Source organism: Enterobacter sp. CPE_E863, assembly GCF_046521465.1.
Classification (GTDB): domain Bacteria; phylum Pseudomonadota; class Gammaproteobacteria; order Enterobacterales; family Enterobacteriaceae; genus Enterobacter; species Enterobacter adelaidei.
Window position 1 is genome coordinate 3813561 of record NZ_JBKFZX010000001.1, and the last position, 16062, is coordinate 3829622.

At 53.3% G+C, this 16062-nt stretch carries 16 protein-coding genes; 8 read left to right on the forward strand and 8 right to left on the reverse strand.

Annotation, left to right across the window (positions count from 1 at the left end; translation table 11 throughout):
• Positions 1 to 117: 117 nt before the first annotated feature.
• Positions 118 to 1158 carry an aldo/keto reductase gene (locus ACLHV8_RS18740; RefSeq protein WP_134707970.1) on the forward strand — a complete coding sequence of 347 codons (1041 nt, stop codon included), beginning with the start codon at positions 118 to 120 and terminating at the stop codon, positions 1156 to 1158.
• A gap of 44 nt (positions 1159 to 1202) precedes the next feature.
• On the opposite strand, the gene ACLHV8_RS18745 is transcribed toward ACLHV8_RS18740, so the two are convergent.
• On the reverse strand, positions 1203 to 1691 hold the full coding sequence (locus ACLHV8_RS18745) for a TIGR00645 family protein (protein ID WP_023309169.1): 489 nt from the start codon (positions 1689 to 1691) through the stop codon (positions 1203 to 1205).
• A gap of 81 nt (positions 1692 to 1772) precedes the next feature.
• Positions 1773 to 2276 carry an ESA_00282 family adhesion-associated protein gene (locus ACLHV8_RS18750; RefSeq protein ID WP_028019653.1) on the reverse strand — a complete coding sequence of 168 codons (504 nt, stop codon included), beginning with the start codon at positions 2274 to 2276 and terminating at the stop codon, positions 1773 to 1775.
• A 103-nt stretch (positions 2277 to 2379) separates the two neighbouring features.
• On the opposite strand from ACLHV8_RS18750, the gene ACLHV8_RS18755 reads away from it, so the two are divergent.
• Positions 2380 to 2784 (forward strand): hypothetical protein, encoded by a 405-nt coding sequence (locus ACLHV8_RS18755; protein ID WP_028019652.1) that lies wholly within the window; start codon positions 2380 to 2382, stop codon positions 2782 to 2784.
• Position 2785: 1 nt separating this feature from the next.
• On the forward strand, positions 2786 to 3238 hold the full coding sequence (locus ACLHV8_RS18760; protein WP_208594560.1) for a cytoplasmic protein: 453 nt from the start codon (positions 2786 to 2788) through the stop codon (positions 3236 to 3238).
• A 45-nt stretch (positions 3239 to 3283) separates the two neighbouring features.
• Here ACLHV8_RS18760 and exbD read toward each other — a convergent pair whose 3' ends face one another.
• Both exbD and exbB read right to left on the reverse strand, forming a co-directional pair.
• Positions 3284 to 3709, reverse strand: a complete 426-nt coding sequence (gene exbD, locus ACLHV8_RS18765) for a TonB system transport protein ExbD (RefSeq protein WP_028019650.1) — start codon at positions 3707 to 3709, stop codon at positions 3284 to 3286.
• Positions 3710 to 3713: 4 nt separating this feature from the next.
• Entirely contained in the window at positions 3714 to 4445 is a 732-nt protein-coding gene (exbB, locus tag ACLHV8_RS18770) for a tol-pal system-associated acyl-CoA thioesterase (protein ID WP_028019649.1), read from the reverse strand.
• 251 nt (positions 4446 to 4696) lie between these two features.
• Here exbB and metC point away from each other — a divergent pair, with 251 nt between their 5' ends.
• Both metC and yghB read left to right on the forward strand, forming a co-directional pair.
• Complete coding sequence (gene metC / locus ACLHV8_RS18775) at positions 4697 to 5884, forward strand: cystathionine beta-lyase (RefSeq protein WP_049005044.1); 1188 nt, start codon at positions 4697 to 4699, stop codon at positions 5882 to 5884.
• A gap of 143 nt (positions 5885 to 6027) precedes the next feature.
• Positions 6028 to 6687 carry a DedA family general envelope maintenance protein YghB gene (gene yghB / locus ACLHV8_RS18780; RefSeq protein WP_410377007.1) on the forward strand — a complete coding sequence of 220 codons (660 nt, stop codon included), beginning with the start codon at positions 6028 to 6030 and terminating at the stop codon, positions 6685 to 6687.
• Between the two features lie 46 nt (positions 6688 to 6733).
• Here the strand turns inward: yghB and ACLHV8_RS18785 are convergent, their stop codons facing one another.
• Complete coding sequence (locus ACLHV8_RS18785; protein WP_028019646.1) at positions 6734 to 7633, reverse strand: AraC family transcriptional regulator; 900 nt, start codon at positions 7631 to 7633, stop codon at positions 6734 to 6736.
• Between the two features lie 195 nt (positions 7634 to 7828).
• Between ACLHV8_RS18785 and yqhD the strand changes: the two genes are divergently transcribed.
• Positions 7829 to 8992, forward strand: coding sequence for an alcohol dehydrogenase (gene yqhD / locus ACLHV8_RS18790; protein WP_028019645.1), 1164 nt, complete (start codon positions 7829 to 7831; stop codon positions 8990 to 8992).
• Positions 8993 to 9097: 105 nt separating this feature from the next.
• On the forward strand, positions 9098 to 9925 hold the full coding sequence (gene dkgA, locus ACLHV8_RS18795; protein ID WP_208594559.1) for a 2,5-didehydrogluconate reductase DkgA: 828 nt from the start codon (positions 9098 to 9100) through the stop codon (positions 9923 to 9925).
• 32 nt (positions 9926 to 9957) lie between these two features.
• Here dkgA and ACLHV8_RS18800 read toward each other — a convergent pair whose 3' ends face one another.
• On the reverse strand, positions 9958 to 12129 hold the full coding sequence (locus ACLHV8_RS18800; RefSeq protein ID WP_410377008.1) for a YgiQ family radical SAM protein: 2172 nt from the start codon (positions 12127 to 12129) through the stop codon (positions 9958 to 9960).
• Between the two features lie 200 nt (positions 12130 to 12329).
• Here ACLHV8_RS18800 and ACLHV8_RS18805 point away from each other — a divergent pair, with 200 nt between their 5' ends.
• On the forward strand, positions 12330 to 13805 hold the full coding sequence (locus ACLHV8_RS18805) for a TrkH family potassium uptake protein (protein WP_208595001.1): 1476 nt from the start codon (positions 12330 to 12332) through the stop codon (positions 13803 to 13805).
• A 32-nt stretch (positions 13806 to 13837) separates the two neighbouring features.
• Here the strand turns inward: ACLHV8_RS18805 and ftsP are convergent, their stop codons facing one another.
• Positions 13838 to 15250 carry a cell division protein FtsP gene (ftsP, locus tag ACLHV8_RS18810; RefSeq protein WP_028017172.1) on the reverse strand — a complete coding sequence of 471 codons (1413 nt, stop codon included), beginning with the start codon at positions 15248 to 15250 and terminating at the stop codon, positions 13838 to 13840.
• Between the two features lie 58 nt (positions 15251 to 15308).
• The gene (gene plsC, locus ACLHV8_RS18815; RefSeq protein ID WP_049005051.1) at positions 15309 to 16046 is read right to left on the reverse strand and encodes a 1-acylglycerol-3-phosphate O-acyltransferase; all 738 of its coding nucleotides are present in this window, start codon (positions 16044 to 16046) and stop codon (positions 15309 to 15311) included.
• Between the last annotated feature and the right edge of the window lie 16 nt (positions 16047 to 16062).

Consider the following 16062-nt stretch of genomic DNA (forward strand, 5'->3'; position numbering starts at 1 on the left):
CATTAGTCACACAGCTGACGTTAACCATCACCTCGCGCTTAGTTATGTCATTTGTGATGTGATAAGTTCAGAATGAAAACGTTGTTTCGAAAATTCAACGATAAAAAAGGAGACATCATGTCCTGGAACCCTGACCCCGCCCGCTATGAAAATATGCAGTACCGCTACTGCGGAAAAAGCGGCTTGCGCCTGCCAGCACTATCGCTTGGTTTGTGGCATAGCTTTGGCCACGTACACCCTCTCGAATCCCAGCGCGCGCTGCTGCGCAAAGCCTTCGATCTCGGCATTACTCATTTCGATCTCGCCAATAACTACGGCCCTCCGGCAGGCAGCGCGGAAGAGAATTTCGGCCGCCTGCTGCGTGAGGATTTTTCCGCGTATCGCGACGAACTGATTATCTCCACTAAAGCGGGTTACGACATGTGGTCGGGGCCGTATGGGTCAGGCGGTTCGCGCAAATATTTGCTTGCCAGTCTCGATCAAAGTCTGAAGCGGATGGGTCTGGAGTATGTTGATATTTTCTATTCCCATCGCGTCGATGAAAATACGCCGATGGAAGAGACTGCGGCGGCACTGGCCCATGCTGTGCTAAGCGGTAAAGCGCTGTATATCGGGATTTCATCCTATTCAACGGAGCGCACCCAGAAAATGGCTGACCTGTTGCGTGAGTGGAAAATTCCGCTGCTTATTCATCAGCCATCCTACAACCTGCTCAACCGCTGGGTAGATAACACCGGCCTGCTGGATACGCTTAAGCAAAACGGGACGGGTTGCATTGCGTTTACCCCGCTGGCGCAGGGGTTGCTTACCGGAAAATACCTGAACGGGATCCCTGAAGATTCTCGCATGCAGCGCGAGGGTAAAAAGGTACGCGGCCTGACGGAAAAAATGCTGACCGAAGCCAATCTCAACAGCCTGCGTTTGCTGAGTGAAATGGCGCATGTCCGTGGACAGACGATGGCGCAGATGGCACTGAGCTGGTTGCTCAAGGATGAACGCGTTACCTCAGTGCTGATCGGTGCAAGTCGCCCGGCCCAGATCGAAGAAAACGTTCGGGCCCTGGATAACCTGCACTTCAGCGAAGATGAGCTGGAAAGGATTGATCGACATGTTGCGGACGGGGAGTTGAACCTGTGGCAGGCATCATCGGATAAATAGGTCTTTTCGCCCCCTCAGCCCGTAGGGCGAGGGGGACACGTACTTTACTTCTTACTGATCTTATCCAGATACCCCATCACAAATGCAGACAACACAAACGTCAGATGGATAATGACGTACCACATCAGTTTGTTATCCGGGACATTTTTCGCGTCCATAAATACGCGTAACAGGTGGATAGAGGAGATTGCCACAATCGACGCGGCCACTTTGTTCTTCAGCGATGAAGCATCCATTTTGCCCAGCCAGCTGAGCTTCTCTTTACGCTCGTCGATATCAAGCTGGGAGACAAAATTTTCGTAGCCAGAGAACATCACCATCACCAGCAGTCCGCCCACCAGGGTCATATCTACCAGCGACAGCAGAACCAGAATCAAATCCGCTTCGGCAATGGAAAAAATGTTCGGCAGAACATGCCAGATTTCCTGAAAGAACTTAATCGTCAGAGCGATAAGCGCCAGCGAAAGGCCAAAATAGACGGGAGCCAGTATCCAGCGAGAGGCGTACATGGCATTTTCAAAAAAGCGTTCCATAAAGTCCTGTTTGCAAAAGAAACCAGCGCCCAGTATATCTCAACGGCGCTGACTGTTTGCAATAACTCAACGGTACGTCACTCAGACGTTATCCGGGTTAACCTCCGGACGTGCGTACTCAGGCCAGACAAGCGCCACCAGCTCAGGATAGGCTTCCAGACTGAACTCACGAAAGCACTGACGCAGATTTAATACGTCGAGGTCAGAATATGATACTTTCTCACCGTTCAGACAGCGTTTTTTGATATTATCATAATATTTATACACTGCTGAATTCAGGTCGCTGCAGCGACGCTGTGCCTCAAACAGTCCGGGCGTATCATTAATTTCCGACATTTTCATGCGTTTAATTGTCGCGTGTAAAAAGTCGATATATTCATGGTTCACCCGCCAGTACCAAACAGGCGTTACTGAGTTCATCAATACAGAGAAATGATCTTCCCCTTCCTCTTTTGTCATCCGTTCAGGTTGTGGAGGTTCACTGGCGTCCTTCGACACTTTCGTTTTATTGAATTCCTGCATCAATAAAAGAACACCAGCGGTCAGTAATAGTAATGTGATGACCGTAAAAAAGATGCTGTTCATGGGTAGGCTCCATTTTTTTTGATTTTAAAATTGCCTCATGATATTGTCAACGAATCTCACGCCTTTACCAACCCCACCCTGTTGAAATTAAAGGAAATTAAAAATGCTGCCCGACTATCTCGTCCCGGCTAAGTACCACATTGCGTCTGTGGAACAGCAACCCGCGGAAGCAGAAAAAGAGGCGAGTTTCACTCAGGGAAAAAGAAAGCTCTCCGATTTCGAGCCTGACATATTAATTGGCGTTTCCCAAACAGGGAAATCCCGTAATATGTTGCTGGAAGAGCACGATCGTCATATAAAGGACCGCTTATTTCGCGCTATAAAAATTGAAGCCTTTGTCCATCTGCTGAATGACCTGCAAGCCGAAGGCGAAATAGATGCCCAGAAACTAAGTCAAATAATGGCCGAAAAAACAGAAGAAATAAATGAAGCGGGCAATGAAATTTGGCTTAATCTAATTACACGAGAAAAAAACAACCCTATATTTTACACCCTGGGGGAAGATTAACGTGAAAGAAATTAAAAATAACGACGTTTATTTGACTTTAGATGATAAAAAAAGTGATGAATTTATCTTAAAGCAAAATCTCGACGCGCTGAGAAAGACAAAAAATGACGAGATGACGCGTATAACACAAGATTTGGTATCGATCCCGGCGACGCTGGTGCGTCTGAAATGGCAGAATCGCCGTGAAATTTACCCGCTACAGGTCAAAGAAGAAATTTACGGTGCCGTGTTGAATGCCATCATCGAGCAGCGTCCAGAGCTGAAAGAGAAGGTGCTGGGACGTCTTGAGGCCAATTATCAGTATCTGCTTGCCAGAGAAATCGCCACCCTGCGTCTGACGCGCAAGCTGTCAGACGGTGAGTACCGTACCTCAAACGTCACCTGCGTGGCGCTTGATGAGGACGCGCTGGCTTCTCACCCGACCGCTCCTGCATCCACTGATACAAAAAAATAATCAAACCGATATGCATAAAAAAAGCCGGCTTTCGCCAGCTCTTTTTTACTTCACGGTCGCTTTCTCTTCGCCGACCAGCCCAATCTTCAGATAACCCGCCTGATGCAGCGTGTCCATTACCTTCATCATGGTTTCATAATCGACGGTTTTATCCGCACGGAAGAAGACCGTGGTGTCCTTCTTGCCACCCGTGAGCTGATCCAGTGCCGGGATGACAGAGTCGGCCGTCACCGGGTCGTTCCCGAGGAACATGGATTTATCCGCTTTTACCGAGATATAGATTGGCTTCTCCGGGCGCGGCTGTGGCTGGCTGGAAGAGGCAGGTAGATTCACCTTCACATCCACCGTCGCCAGCGGCGCAGCCACCATGAAGATAATCAGCAGAACCAGCATAACGTCGATAAACGGCGTTACGTTGATTTCATGCATTTCGCCGTTATCGTCCAGATTTTCGTTCAGACGCATCGCCATAGCATCAACCTGCGCGCAGTTTAGACGCCGCGTGCACCGGCTTAACCGAGCTGGCATTCAAATCAAGATCGCGACTTTGCAGCAGCAGAACCTGTGCTGCAACATCGCCGAGAGTGGCTTTGTAACTGCCAATCATACGCGCGAAGATGTTGTAGATAACCACAGCCGGGATTGCTGCAACCAGACCGATTGCCGTCGCCAGCAGCGCTTCCGCGATACCCGGCGCAACCACCGCAAGGTTGGTAGTTTGAGACTGCGCGATACCGATAAAGCTGTTCATGATGCCCCAGACCGTACCGAAAAGCCCGATGAACGGCGAGATCGCACCGATAGTCGCCAGATAACCATTGCCACGGCCCATATGTCGACCTACAGCGGCAACACGACGCTCCAGACGGAAGCCGGTACGTTCTTTAATACCTTCGTTATCTTCACTGCCAGCGGAAAGTTCCAGCTCGTTCTGAGCTTCATTAACTAACAGGGTGGTCAGGCTTTTTACGTGGAAGGATGAGGTCATATCTGAAGCCTGATCCAGAGAACGGGCTTCAGCCAGTTGCTGTTGCTCCCGCTTAAGGCGACGCTTCTGCGAAAGCAGTTCAGCACTTTTGCTGAAGAAGATAGCCCAGGTGACAACGGACGCCAGAATCAGGCCGATCATCACAATCTTAACCACGATGTCAGCATGTTGATACATGCCCCAAACGGAGAGATCCGTCTGCATCAAATTATTACCCACTCTGTATCTCCAGGACGCAAATCACAAAATCTGAACGTAATAATATCAAAACATCGTCGAATTGATAGTAGTTCTCATTAGTATTTGCATGGTGCCGTAATTTTCGCTCACTTTCCTTGCGCTTACGCAGTAAAAATTTCTTATGCGGTTTTTTGCTAATATTTTCTGCTTATTCGATAAGCATCCGGGTGCAGTTTTTTACAATCGTGGTAGTCTGGACGTCCAGACGTATAAAAACAGGGTTAGCGAACATGACAAAGAAGCATCTTGATACCACGCTGGTACAGGCAGGACGCAGCAAAAAATACACCCAGGGATCGGTCAATAGCGTGATTCAACGAGCCTCCTCACTGGTATTTGATACCGTTGAGGAGAAAAAAATCGCCACGCGTAACCGCGCAAAAGGCGGACTTTTTTATGGTCGTCGCGGCACCCTAACCCATTTTTCACTCCAGGAGGCCATGTGCGAACTGGAAGGCGGCGTGGGCTGTGCGTTGTTCCCGTGTGGGGCGGCAGCCGTCGCCAATACCATTCTGGCGTTTGTGGAACAAGGCGATCATATTCTGATGACCAACACCGCCTATGAACCCAGCCAGGACTTCTGCACCAAAATCCTCCGTAAGCTCGGCGTAACAACCGGTTGGTTCGACCCGCTGATCGGCGAAGGCATCGCAGAACTTATTCAGCCAAACACGCGTATCGTGTTCCTGGAATCTCCAGGGTCACTCACCATGGAAGTCCACGACGTCCCGGCTATCGTGAAAGCGGTTCGCAGCAAAGCGCCAGAAGCGATCATCATGATCGACAACACGTGGGCGGCGGGCGTGCTGTTTAAAGCACTGGAGTTTGACATTGATATCTCGATTCAGGCGGCGACCAAATACCTGATTGGCCATTCTGACGGCATGATTGGCACTGCGGTATCCAATGCACGCTGCTGGGATCAGCTGCGTGAAAATGCCTACCTGATGGGGCAAATGGTGGATGCGGATACCGCCTACATGACCAGCCGCGGGCTCCGTACGCTGGGCGTGCGCCTGCGTCAGCATCACGAAAGCAGCCTGAAAATAGCCGAATGGCTGGCGCAACACCCGCAGGTTGAGCGCGTCAACCATCCGGCGTTGCCCGGCAGCAAAGGTCATGAATACTGGCAACGGGACTTTACGGGGAGTAGCGGTTTGTTCTCATTCGTTCTTAAAAAACGGCTGAATAATGACGAACTGGCAAACTATCTGGATAATTTTACCCTCTTCAGCATGGCCTACTCCTGGGGCGGCTTTGAATCCCTGATCCTGCCAAACCAACCGGAGCAGATCGCGGCTTTGCGTCCCGGTGGTGAAGTGGACTTCAGCGGAACCCTGATCCGACTGCATATCGGTTTAGAAAATGTTGACGATTTAATCGCGGATTTAACAGCAGGGTTTGAGCGTATCGTGTAGAGTGCTGGCTGAAAATGTACTCCCTGGACGTTTTTGTGAACATTGCCACCAGAAAAGTCCGCATTAGTTGCGCCCGGGATCAAACCCGAAGCGCAAATAAAGGAGTACAATAGCTCTATATCTGCTGTTCCACAGGAAAGTCCATGGCTGTTATTCAAGATATTATCGCAGCGCTCTGTCAACACGATTTTGCCGCGCTGGCGGACCCTCACGTCTTAGGTATCGTCTATTTCGTGATGTTCGCGACTCTGTTTCTGGAAAATGGATTACTGCCAGCGTCATTTTTACCCGGTGACAGTTTGCTTTTACTTGCCGGGGCGTTGATCGGCAAAGGCGTCATGGACTTCACGCCAACGATGGTGATCCTCACTTCCGCAGCCAGCCTGGGCTGCTGGCTGAGCTATTTGCAGGGCCGCTGGCTTGGGAACACGCGCGTCGTGAAAAGCTGGCTGGCCCAGTTACCGCATAAATATCATCAACGTGCGACCTGCATGTTTGATCGGCATGGCCTGCTGGCACTGCTGGCCGGGCGTTTTCTGGCGTTTGTTCGTACTCTGCTGCCAACAATGGCGGGCATTTCTGGTCTGTCGAACCGCCGCTTCCAGTTCTTTAACTGGCTGAGCGCCCTGTTGTGGGTTGGTGTGGTCACGACGCTCGGCTACGCGCTGAATATGATCCCGTTCGTGAAACACCACGAAGATCAGGTGATGACCTTCCTGATGGTGCTGCCGATTTTCCTGCTGGTGGCAGGGCTGGTAGGGACCATCGCGGTAGTGATTAAGAAAAAGTACTGCAGTGCATAAACAAAAGCCGGGTGGCGCTACCGCTTACCCGGCCTAAGCTTCCCCTTCACGCTCCCTGCATGGTTCTTATACGTGACGCATCTTCCCCCGGCGTGACGCCGAAGTAGCGCTTAAACTCCCGACTGAACTGCGACGCACTTTCATAGCCCACCCTCATCGCCGCCGCGCTGGCCTTCATGCCATCGTGGATCATCAGCATTCGCGCCTTATGCAGGCGGTAGGTTTTGAGATACTGCAGCGGTGAAGTGCTGGTCACCGACTTAAAATTATGGTGAAACGCCGAAACACTCATATTCGCTTCTGCCGCGAGCTGGTCGACGCTCAGGTTTTCCGTGTACTGACTTTCAATACGCTTGAGCACGCGGCTTATCAGGCTGAAGTGGGTCTGTCGGCTCACCAGCGCGAGTAAAGCCCCTCCCCCCGGCCCCAGCAGTACATGGTAGAGAATTTCGCGGATAATCTGCTTGCCGAGAATACGTGCATCCAGCGGCCTGTCCATTACGTCCAGCAGACGCTCAATGGCGCAGAGGATCTCTTCAGATAATGTCGCGGAGTTAATCCCGCTTGATGCCATTGAAGGCTGGAAAAGCTCGTCTTCACCAATCTCCATCAGCAGCTCCTGCAGCTGAAGAATATCGACATTGACGCGAATACCCGCCAGCGGAACGGCCTCTGTCGCGAAAGTTTCACATTCAAAGGGTAAAGGTACTGTCAGCAGCAGGTATTCATTGGTGTCGTAACGGAAGACTCGTTCATTGATATAGCCAATTTTATGGCCAGAAAAGAGAAAAACGATGCCTGGTTGATACATGACCGGCGTGCGCGTCCCGGGTTGCGTACCGTAGAGCAGGCGAATGTCCGGCAGCAAATTGCTGACACCATTTTCATTATCTATCAGTCTCTTAATCTGCATTGTGAGCTGATGACAGATCGCTTCACGGTTCATATTACGTTACTCCGGGTACGGTTTCCGACGTTGATAGTGTGCGTGCTTTTCCGCGCTTTCTCCAGCGCTCTGTAGAAATGGGCAAGACATCGGCAGGAATGTGCATTGAGAGGATAGCCCCGGACAGCCACAATGTGCAGCATCAGGTAGCCTTCTGCGCCACCACGATTTTTCACCCACATAAGGGAACGAGCAATGAACAACTTTAATCTCCACACCCCAACCCGCATTCTGTTTGGTAAAGGCGCTATTGCCGAGTTGCGCGCACAGATCCCTGCTGACGCCCGCGTACTGATCACCTACGGTGGCGGCAGCGTGAAAAAAACCGGCGTGCTGGATCAGGTTTACAGTGCCCTGGAAGGTCTGGACGTGCGTGAATTCGGCGGCATTGAGCCAAACCCGTCTTACGAAACGCTGATGAATGCAGTGAAAATCGCCCGCGAAGAGAACATCACCTTCCTGCTGGCCGTTGGCGGTGGCTCAGTGCTGGACGGCACCAAATTCATCGCCGCAGCGGCACATTACGCTGACGGCATCGACCCATGGCATATCCTGGAAACCCGTGGCAGCGATGTGAAAAGCGCTATCCCGATGGGCTCGGTACTGACTCTGCCAGCCACAGGCTCTGAATCCAACAAAGGTGCCGTGATCTCCCGCAAAACCACCGGTGATAAACAGGCCTTTATGAACGAACACGTTCAGCCTGTGTTCGCCATCCTCGACCCGGTTTACACCTACACCCTGCCTGCACGTCAGGTGGCTAACGGTGTGGTCGACGCCTTTGTGCATACCGTTGAGCAGTACGTGACCTACCCGGTGGATGCCAAAATTCAGGATCGCTTCGCGGAAGGCATTTTGCTGACGCTGGTTGAAGAAGGTCCGAAAGCGCTGAAAGAGCCAGAAAACTACGATGTTCGCGCCAATGTGATGTGGGCGGCAACGCAGGCGCTTAATGGCCTGATCGGTGCGGGTGTGCCTCAGGACTGGGCAACCCATATGCTGGGCCACGAACTGACGGCCATGCACGGTCTGGATCACGCTCAGACGCTGGCCGTAGTACTGCCTGCGCTGTGGAACGAAAAACGTGACACCAAACGCGCCAAACTGCTGCAGTACGCCGAGCGCGTGTGGAACATTACCGAAGGTTCTGACGATGCGCGTATTGATGCCGCCATCGAAGCGACCCGCAACTTCTTTGAAGGCCTGGGCGTGCCAACGCGTCTCTCTGGCTACGGCCTGGATGGTAGCTCCATCCCTGCCCTGCTGGCGAAACTGGAAGAACACGGTATGACTCACCTGGGTGAGCACGGCGACATCACGCTGGACGTGAGCCGTCGTATCTACGAAGCGGCACGCTAAGCGTTTTTGTCCTCCCGACTTTCGTTTTTTGACATTTCGTCCAGACTTAATGCATACCCCATCGTCGGAGAAACCCTCCGACGATGCGCACCTGAAGGAGGAAAAATGGCAAACCAAACCGTAATCAGGCTGAAGGACGGCAACGTGATGCCCCAACTGGGGCTCGGCGTATGGAAAGCCGGTAACGACGAGGTCGTCTCCGCCATTCATAAAGCCCTGGAAGTCGGCTACAGGTCGATTGATACCGCCGCTGCGTACAAAAACGAAGACGGTGTGGGTAAGGCACTGGCCAGCGCTGGCTTGCCCCGCGACGACCTTTTCATTACCACTAAACTGTGGAACGACGATCAAAAGCGCCCCCGCGAAGCCCTGCAGGAGAGCCTGGACAAGCTCCAGCTCGATTACATCGATCTCTGGCTGATGCACTGGCCTGTTCCGGCTATCGACCATTATGTTGATGCCTGGAAAGGAATGATTGAGCTGCAAAAAGAGGGGCGGGTGAAAAGTATCGGTGTCTGTAATTTCCAGGTTCACCATCTGCAGCGCCTGATCGACGAGACGGGTATCGCTCCTGTCATCAATCAGATCGAGCTGCACCCGCTGATGCAGCAGCGCCAGCTTCACGCCTGGAACGCAACCCACAATATCCAGACCGAATCCTGGAGCCCGCTGGCTCAGGGTGGTGAAGGCCTATTTGATCAGAAAATTATTCGCGACCTGGCGGATAAATACGGTAAGACGCCAGCACAGATTGTGATTCGCTGGCATCTGGATAACGGCCTGGTGGTGATCCCGAAATCGGTCACCCCTTCGCGCATCGCCGAGAACTTCGACGTCTGGGATTTCCGCCTGGACAAAGATGAGTTGGGTGAGATTGCGAAACTGGATAAGGGCAAACGGCTTGGGCCAGACCCGGAGCAGTTTGGCGGATAGATAAAAAACCCCGGCTTGCCGGGGTTTTTATTTTACGCTTTACGTTTGGCTGGCTTCTTCGCCGTAGCCCCACCGTTTGAACGCTGGTGCACGATCGGTGTGTGCTTGGTCAATGCCGGGCGCGTATTGCGATTCTGACGACGCGCCTCGCGCATTTCATCCAGGGTAGGAGCCGGTACCAGACAGTCGCGACGCGAGCCAATCAGGTGCTTTTTACCCATATCTTCCAGCGCCTGACGGATCAGCGGCCAGTTTTTCGGATCGTGATAACGCAGCAGCGCTTTGTGCAGACGGCGCTGTTTATCCCCTTTTGGCACCACCACGTCTTCGCTCTTATAACCAATCTTACTCAGCGGGTTCTTGCCAGTGTAATACATGGTCGTCGAGTTGGCGAGCGGTGACGGGTAGAAGTTCTGCACCTGATCCAGACGGAAGCGACGCTGTTTCAGCCACAGCGCCAGGTTCACCATGTCCTCATCGCGCGTACCCGGGTGGGCAGAGATGAAGTAAGGGATTAGGTACTGCTCTTTCCCTGCCTGCTTAGAGTAGGTATCGAACAACTGTTTAAAGCGATCATAGCTGCCCATGCCCGGCTTCATCATTTTCGACAGCGGGCCTTCTTCGGTGTGCTCCGGCGCAATCTTCAGATAGCCGCCAACGTGGTGCGTTGCCAGCTCTTTGATGTAGCGCGGATCTTCCACGGCGATGTCGTAACGTACTCCGGAGGCGATGAGGATCTTCTTGATGCCTTTAAGGTCGCGGGCGCGGCGATAGAGATTGATTGTCGGCTCATGGTTGGTATCCATGTGCTGGCAGATATCCGGATAGACGCAAGACAGACGACGGCAGGTTTGCTCTGCACGCGGCGACTTACAGCGCAGCATGTACATGTTGGCGGTTGGGCCGCCAAGATCGGAGATCACGCCAGTAAAACCCGGTACGGTATCGCGAATAGCTTCGATCTCATTGATGATCGAATCTTCAGAGCGGCTCTGGATGATGCGTCCTTCATGCTCGGTAATAGAGCAGAGCGAGCACCCGCCGAAGCAGCCGCGCATGATGTTGATCGAGAAGCGGATCATCTCATACGCCGGGATACGGGCGTTGCCATATGCCGGGTGCGGCACGCGCTTATACGGCAGTGCAAAGACGCTATCCATCTCTTCAGTTGACAGCGGGATCGCTGGCGGGTTGATCCAGATATAGCGCTCGCCGTGTTTCTGCAGCAGTGCGCGGGCACAGCCCGGGTTGGTTTCATGGTGCAGAATACGCGACGCATGCGCGTAGAGCACTTTGTCAGCTTTTACCTTCTCGTAGGACGGCAGCAGTACATACGTTTTTTCCCACGGTTTCGGGCGTGGCGGTTGTACAACAATCGCCTTCGCTTCCGCTTTTTTCGGCTCAACCGGCTTGTTATCGGCACACGGCAGATCTTCGCCGTAAGGATGTGGGATAGGGTCGATTTTGCCCGGCATATCAATAATACGGGAATCGACCCCGCTCCAGCCCGGCAGCGCCTCTTTCACCATGATCGCGGTGTTACGCACGTCGCGAATACTGCTCACCGGTTCCCCCTGCGACAGACGGTGTGCGACTTCCACCAGCGGACGCTCGCCGTTACCGTAGATCAGCATGTCGGCTTTAGAATCCACCAGCACCGAGCGGCGCACGGTATCTGACCAGTAATCGTAGTGCGCGGTGCGGCGCAGACTTGCTTCAATGCCGCCCAGGATCACCGGCACATCTTTCCAGGCTTCTTTACAGCGTTGGGTATACACCAGGGTGGCGCGGTCCGGACGTTTACCCGCCACGTTATCCGGGGTATAGGCATCGTCATGACGCAGCTTACGGTCAGCGGTATAGCGGTTGATCATCGAATCCATGTTGCCGGCGGTCACACCGAAGAACAGGTTGGGTTTACCCAGACGCATAAAGTCGTCTTTGCTGTTCCAGTCAGGCTGAGAGATGATCCCCACGCGGAAGCCTTGTGCTTCGAGCATGCGGCCACAAATGGCCATGCCGAAGCTCGGATGGTCAACGTAGGCATCGCCCGTGACCAGAATGATGTCGCAGCTGTCCCAGCCCAGTTGGTCCATCTCTTCCCGGGACATCGGCAGGAACGGCGCCGGTCCAAAGCAGGCCGCCCAGTACTGGGGCCAGGAGAAGAGGTCACGATCCGGCTGGATCAGGGAAATTGCGCTCATAATGCTTCCGAAGAAAAAATAGACAAAAGGAGCCGGATTATACGCTGTTCATCCGCCACATTTGAAGAAAAGGATGCATGAAGCAGACAGATATTCCTGGAAGTCGTTAAAATACAGCGCCCTGTTAATTTTGGATCATAATATCCACTATATCTTCCGGTGTTTTGCCCCCGGAACGTGTTCTTGCGCGGAGTTCTGCTGTGAAGTCCAACGATTCGTTACACATTTCCCAGCTGCGGGTTGTCCTTCACCTCTGCGGTTTTCTGGTTCTGCTGTACAGCCTTTCGATGCTGCCGCCAATGGTCATCGCCCTGCTGAATAAAGAGCGGACCTACTTTGCATTTTTAACCACCTTTTTAACCTTTTTCAGCCTGGGTGGAGTGACGTGGAGGGCAACCCGTCATGCCGGTATTCAGCTGCGCACCCGCGACGGGTTTGTGATTATTGTGCTGTTCTGGCTGCTGTTTTCATTGATCAGTGCCATGCCGTTATGGATGGACGATGGTCTGCATCTTTCCTTTGCTGACGCGCTCTTCGAAGGGGTTTCCGGGATAACCACTACCGGTGCAACGGTAATCGGGGACGTCAGCGCCCTGCCTAAGTCGTACCTATATTACCGCGCCCAGCTGAATTTCATTGGTGGCTTAGGCGTCATCGTGTTGGCCGTCGCGGTCCTGCCGCTGCTGGGCATCGGTGGCATGAAACTGTATCAGTCAGAGATGCCGGGGCCGTTCAAGGAGGAGCGTCTGACTCCCCGCCTTGCCGATACCGCGCGCACGCTGTGGGTAACTTACTTCGCGCTGGGCGCGGCCTGCACCCTGGCCTACTGGCTGGCGGGCATGTCTTTTTTTGACTCCATCTGTCACGGACTTTCGACCGTGTCATTGGGCGGATTCTCCACCCGCAGCGAGAGCATTGGTTTTTACGACAGCCACGCGATTGAACTCGTCGCTGGCGCGTTTTCGCTGCTCTCCGCGTTCAACTTCACCCTCTGGTACGTCGCGATTGTCAGACGCACCCTGAAGCCGATTCGCCGCAGCCCGGAGGTTAAATTCTTTCTGGGTGCCGCCGCAGTGGTGATTGTCATTACCGCCTGGCAGGTCTGGCATGCGGGGATGTACAACGCGACGGATAGCCTGGTTCATGCTTTCTTCCTCGCCAGTTCGATGATGACCGATAACGGCCTTTCGACGGCCGATTATGCGCACTGGCCTGCCCACACCATTTTCCTGCTGTTGAGCGCCAGCTTTTTTGGTGGCTGCGTGGGATCGACCTGTGGCGGGATAAAAGCGCTGCGTTTTCTGATCATGTTCAAACAGAGTATTCAGGAAATGAATCAGCTTGCACATCCGCGCGCGCTACTGAGTATCAAGGTCGGTAAAAGCGTGGTGAATGAACGCGTCCTGCGCTCGGTATGGAGCTTCTTTTTCCTCTACGTGATGATTACGGGCTTTTTTGTCTGGGCGCTCAATCTGATGGGCTACGACCTGTTTACGTCATTTGCAACGGTCGCTGCCTGTATCAATAACATGGGCCTGGGTTTTGGCGAGACCGCGTCCACCTTCGGGACGTTAAAAGAAGAGGCCAAGCTGTTGATGTGCGCAGCGATGATCTTAGGGCGTCTGGAAATTTATCCGGTGCTGATCCTCTTCTCGCGCTTTTTCTGGCGGGCATAAAACATTCCCGGCGAACCGGGAATGTCGGGGGGTTATGGCGCAGGGTTGACCAGCATCTGCCCCACTGACCCCCTGTCCATCATCTCCAGCGTCTGGCTGTGGAACAGGAACGGGAAGTGCGGCCACGAAGGCTGACCATAGTAGACAAGCAGTTCGACCTGACCATCCACCCAGACGGTGTCTTTCCAGCCACGGTCTTCCGGGAAAGGCATCGCGCCGTTCACGTTGCGGATCAGGAATGACACACCTTCAATATGGAACGACTGCGGCATGTCGGAACGCACGGTCCAGCGCTCCCAACTACCCTGCTGCGCGGTAATGTCGATACGGTTGACGTCCCACAGCGCACCGTTGATACCCGGATCGTCGCCCAGGCTGATATCGCGGCTGCGCACTGGCGAACCGCTCATGATCTCCTGCGGCAGCAGGCGCATGGGCAGACTGTCAGTCACCAACGGCAGCAGGCCGGTTGGGCGCAAGGTCAGCACCAGGGTAGAAACAAGAATGCTCGACGGCTCAAAGAACCCTCGAATACGGTCAACAATACTTGCCGCTTCACCGCAGGTGACAGACACTTCATCCCCATTCGTCATATCAATGAGAATTTCACGACGTTCACCCGGCGACAGCGCCAGTTGTTTAACGGAAACCGGCGCAGGTAAAAAGCCCTGGTCACCGGAGATCACGTGCAGCGCGCGGCCATCACTCATTTTCAGCTGATAACGGCGCGAGTTTGAGGCGTTGAGCAGACGCAGACGCACCCAGCCACGCGAGACTTCAACGTAAGGGCTTTGCGCACCATTGACCAGCAGCGTGTCGCCGACGAAGCCACCGCTGCCCGGCTCGCTGTATTCCGGCGTACCGAAATTATCCAGGCGTTTGTCCTGGATAATGATCGGGAAATCATCCACACCGTAGTGATTCGGGATCGGCAGGGATTTGCTGACCTCATCTTCTACCAGCCACATCCCGGCCAGACCGTTATACACCTGTTGTGCAGTGCGGTTAGGGGTATTGGCGTGATACCACAGCGTTGCCGCACTCTGACGAATGGGCAGCACTGGCGCCCAGTCAGCATTGGGTGACATCATCCTCGGCGCACCGCCAATCAGCGGGCCAGGAACCTGTAAACCGCTGATGGTCATGGCAACATTTTCGGACGTGCGGTTACTGTAGATGAGTTTAACGTCATCGCCATTCCACACGCGTATGGTCGGCCCAAGGTAACGCCCGTTAATGCCCCATACCGGCGCACGCGTCCCCTGGGTAAAGGACCAGTGGCTGCGCTGTAATGTCAGGAAAAGCGGTTGTCCGCGACGGGATTCAATTAACGGCGGAATGGGCAGCGGCTGTTGCTGCCCGGCGGCGCTGGCTGTCAGCGGCATCGCACCCGCACAAAGGGCGATCCCTGAAGCCTGAATAAACTGACGCCGACTGAGTGACATATAAGCTCCATCTGAAACGACTAACAACGCGGGAATTCGTTTTCCCTTTAACGCCGGATTAAATCTTACCGGCGGCTTCTCTCTCTGCGACTTCTTTGTCGAGCAGCGCAATATGCTGAGCCATCAGCTCGCGGCAGTGTGCTGCCAGCTCACGCACCTGATCTTTACCGTATTTGCTGGTATCGACGGGTGGCAGCATTTCGACAATTACCAACCCATTATTCAGGCGATTAAGATTAATCTTATTAGAAGTATTGGAAACACACACAGGAATAATTGGAACACCTGCCGCAATTGCGGCATGAAACGCGCCAGTTTTAAACGGCAGCAGGCCACGACCACGGCTGCGCGTCCCTTCCGGGAACATCCAGATGGATATTCTGCGTTTTTTAAAATGATTCACGACTTCCGCAATAGTGCTGTGCGCTTTTGCACGGTTATTACGGTCGATCAGCAGGTTACCGGTGAGCCAGTACAACTGGCCGAAAAACGGGATCCACAGCAGGCTCTTTTTCCCCACCGTCACGGTTGGTGGAAGAACGATATTAGAGGCCGTCACCATATCGTAGTTGTTCTGATGGTTGGCGATAAAGATGGCATTACCGAAATTCTCAGCGCCTTCCGGCAAACGTTTTTCAACCTTCAGACCAAACAGCGGCGCAAGACGACCAAACATATGACCAAAGGTGGCAACATGCTTCGGATTACGCGGGCTGAACAGGCAATAAATAGAGCCGAAAATACAGACCAGAATGCAGTAGATAACGGTAAGAATAAGACGAACAATGTATAGCATAGCGACCTCTGAAGCC

Coding starts and splice junctions, on each gene's coding strand:
- ACLHV8_RS18740 (WP_134707970.1), top strand. CDS start 118: ATGTCCTGGAACCCTGACCCCGCCCGCTATGAAAATATGCAGTACCGC.
- ACLHV8_RS18745 (WP_023309169.1), bottom strand. CDS start 1,691: ATGGAACGCTTTTTTGAAAATGCCATGTACGCCTCTCGCTGGATACTG.
- ACLHV8_RS18750 (WP_028019653.1), bottom strand. CDS start 2,276: ATGAACAGCATCTTTTTTACGGTCATCACATTACTATTACTGACCGCT.
- ACLHV8_RS18755 (WP_028019652.1), top strand. CDS start 2,380: ATGCTGCCCGACTATCTCGTCCCGGCTAAGTACCACATTGCGTCTGTG.
- exbD (WP_028019650.1), bottom strand. CDS start 3,709: ATGGCGATGCGTCTGAACGAAAATCTGGACGATAACGGCGAAATGCAT.
- metC (WP_049005044.1), top strand. CDS start 4,697: ATGACAAAGAAGCATCTTGATACCACGCTGGTACAGGCAGGACGCAGC.
- yghB (WP_410377007.1), top strand. CDS start 6,028: ATGGCTGTTATTCAAGATATTATCGCAGCGCTCTGTCAACACGATTTT.
- ACLHV8_RS18785 (WP_028019646.1), bottom strand. CDS start 7,633: ATGAACCGTGAAGCGATCTGTCATCAGCTCACAATGCAGATTAAGAGA.
- yqhD (WP_028019645.1), top strand. CDS start 7,829: ATGAACAACTTTAATCTCCACACCCCAACCCGCATTCTGTTTGGTAAA.
- dkgA (WP_208594559.1), top strand. CDS start 9,098: ATGGCAAACCAAACCGTAATCAGGCTGAAGGACGGCAACGTGATGCCC.
- ACLHV8_RS18800 (WP_410377008.1), bottom strand. CDS start 12,129: ATGAGCGCAATTTCCCTGATCCAGCCGGATCGTGACCTCTTCTCCTGG.
- ftsP (WP_028017172.1), bottom strand. CDS start 15,250: ATGTCACTCAGTCGGCGTCAGTTTATTCAGGCTTCAGGGATCGCCCTT.
- plsC (WP_049005051.1), bottom strand. CDS start 16,046: ATGCTATACATTGTTCGTCTTATTCTTACCGTTATCTACTGCATTCTG.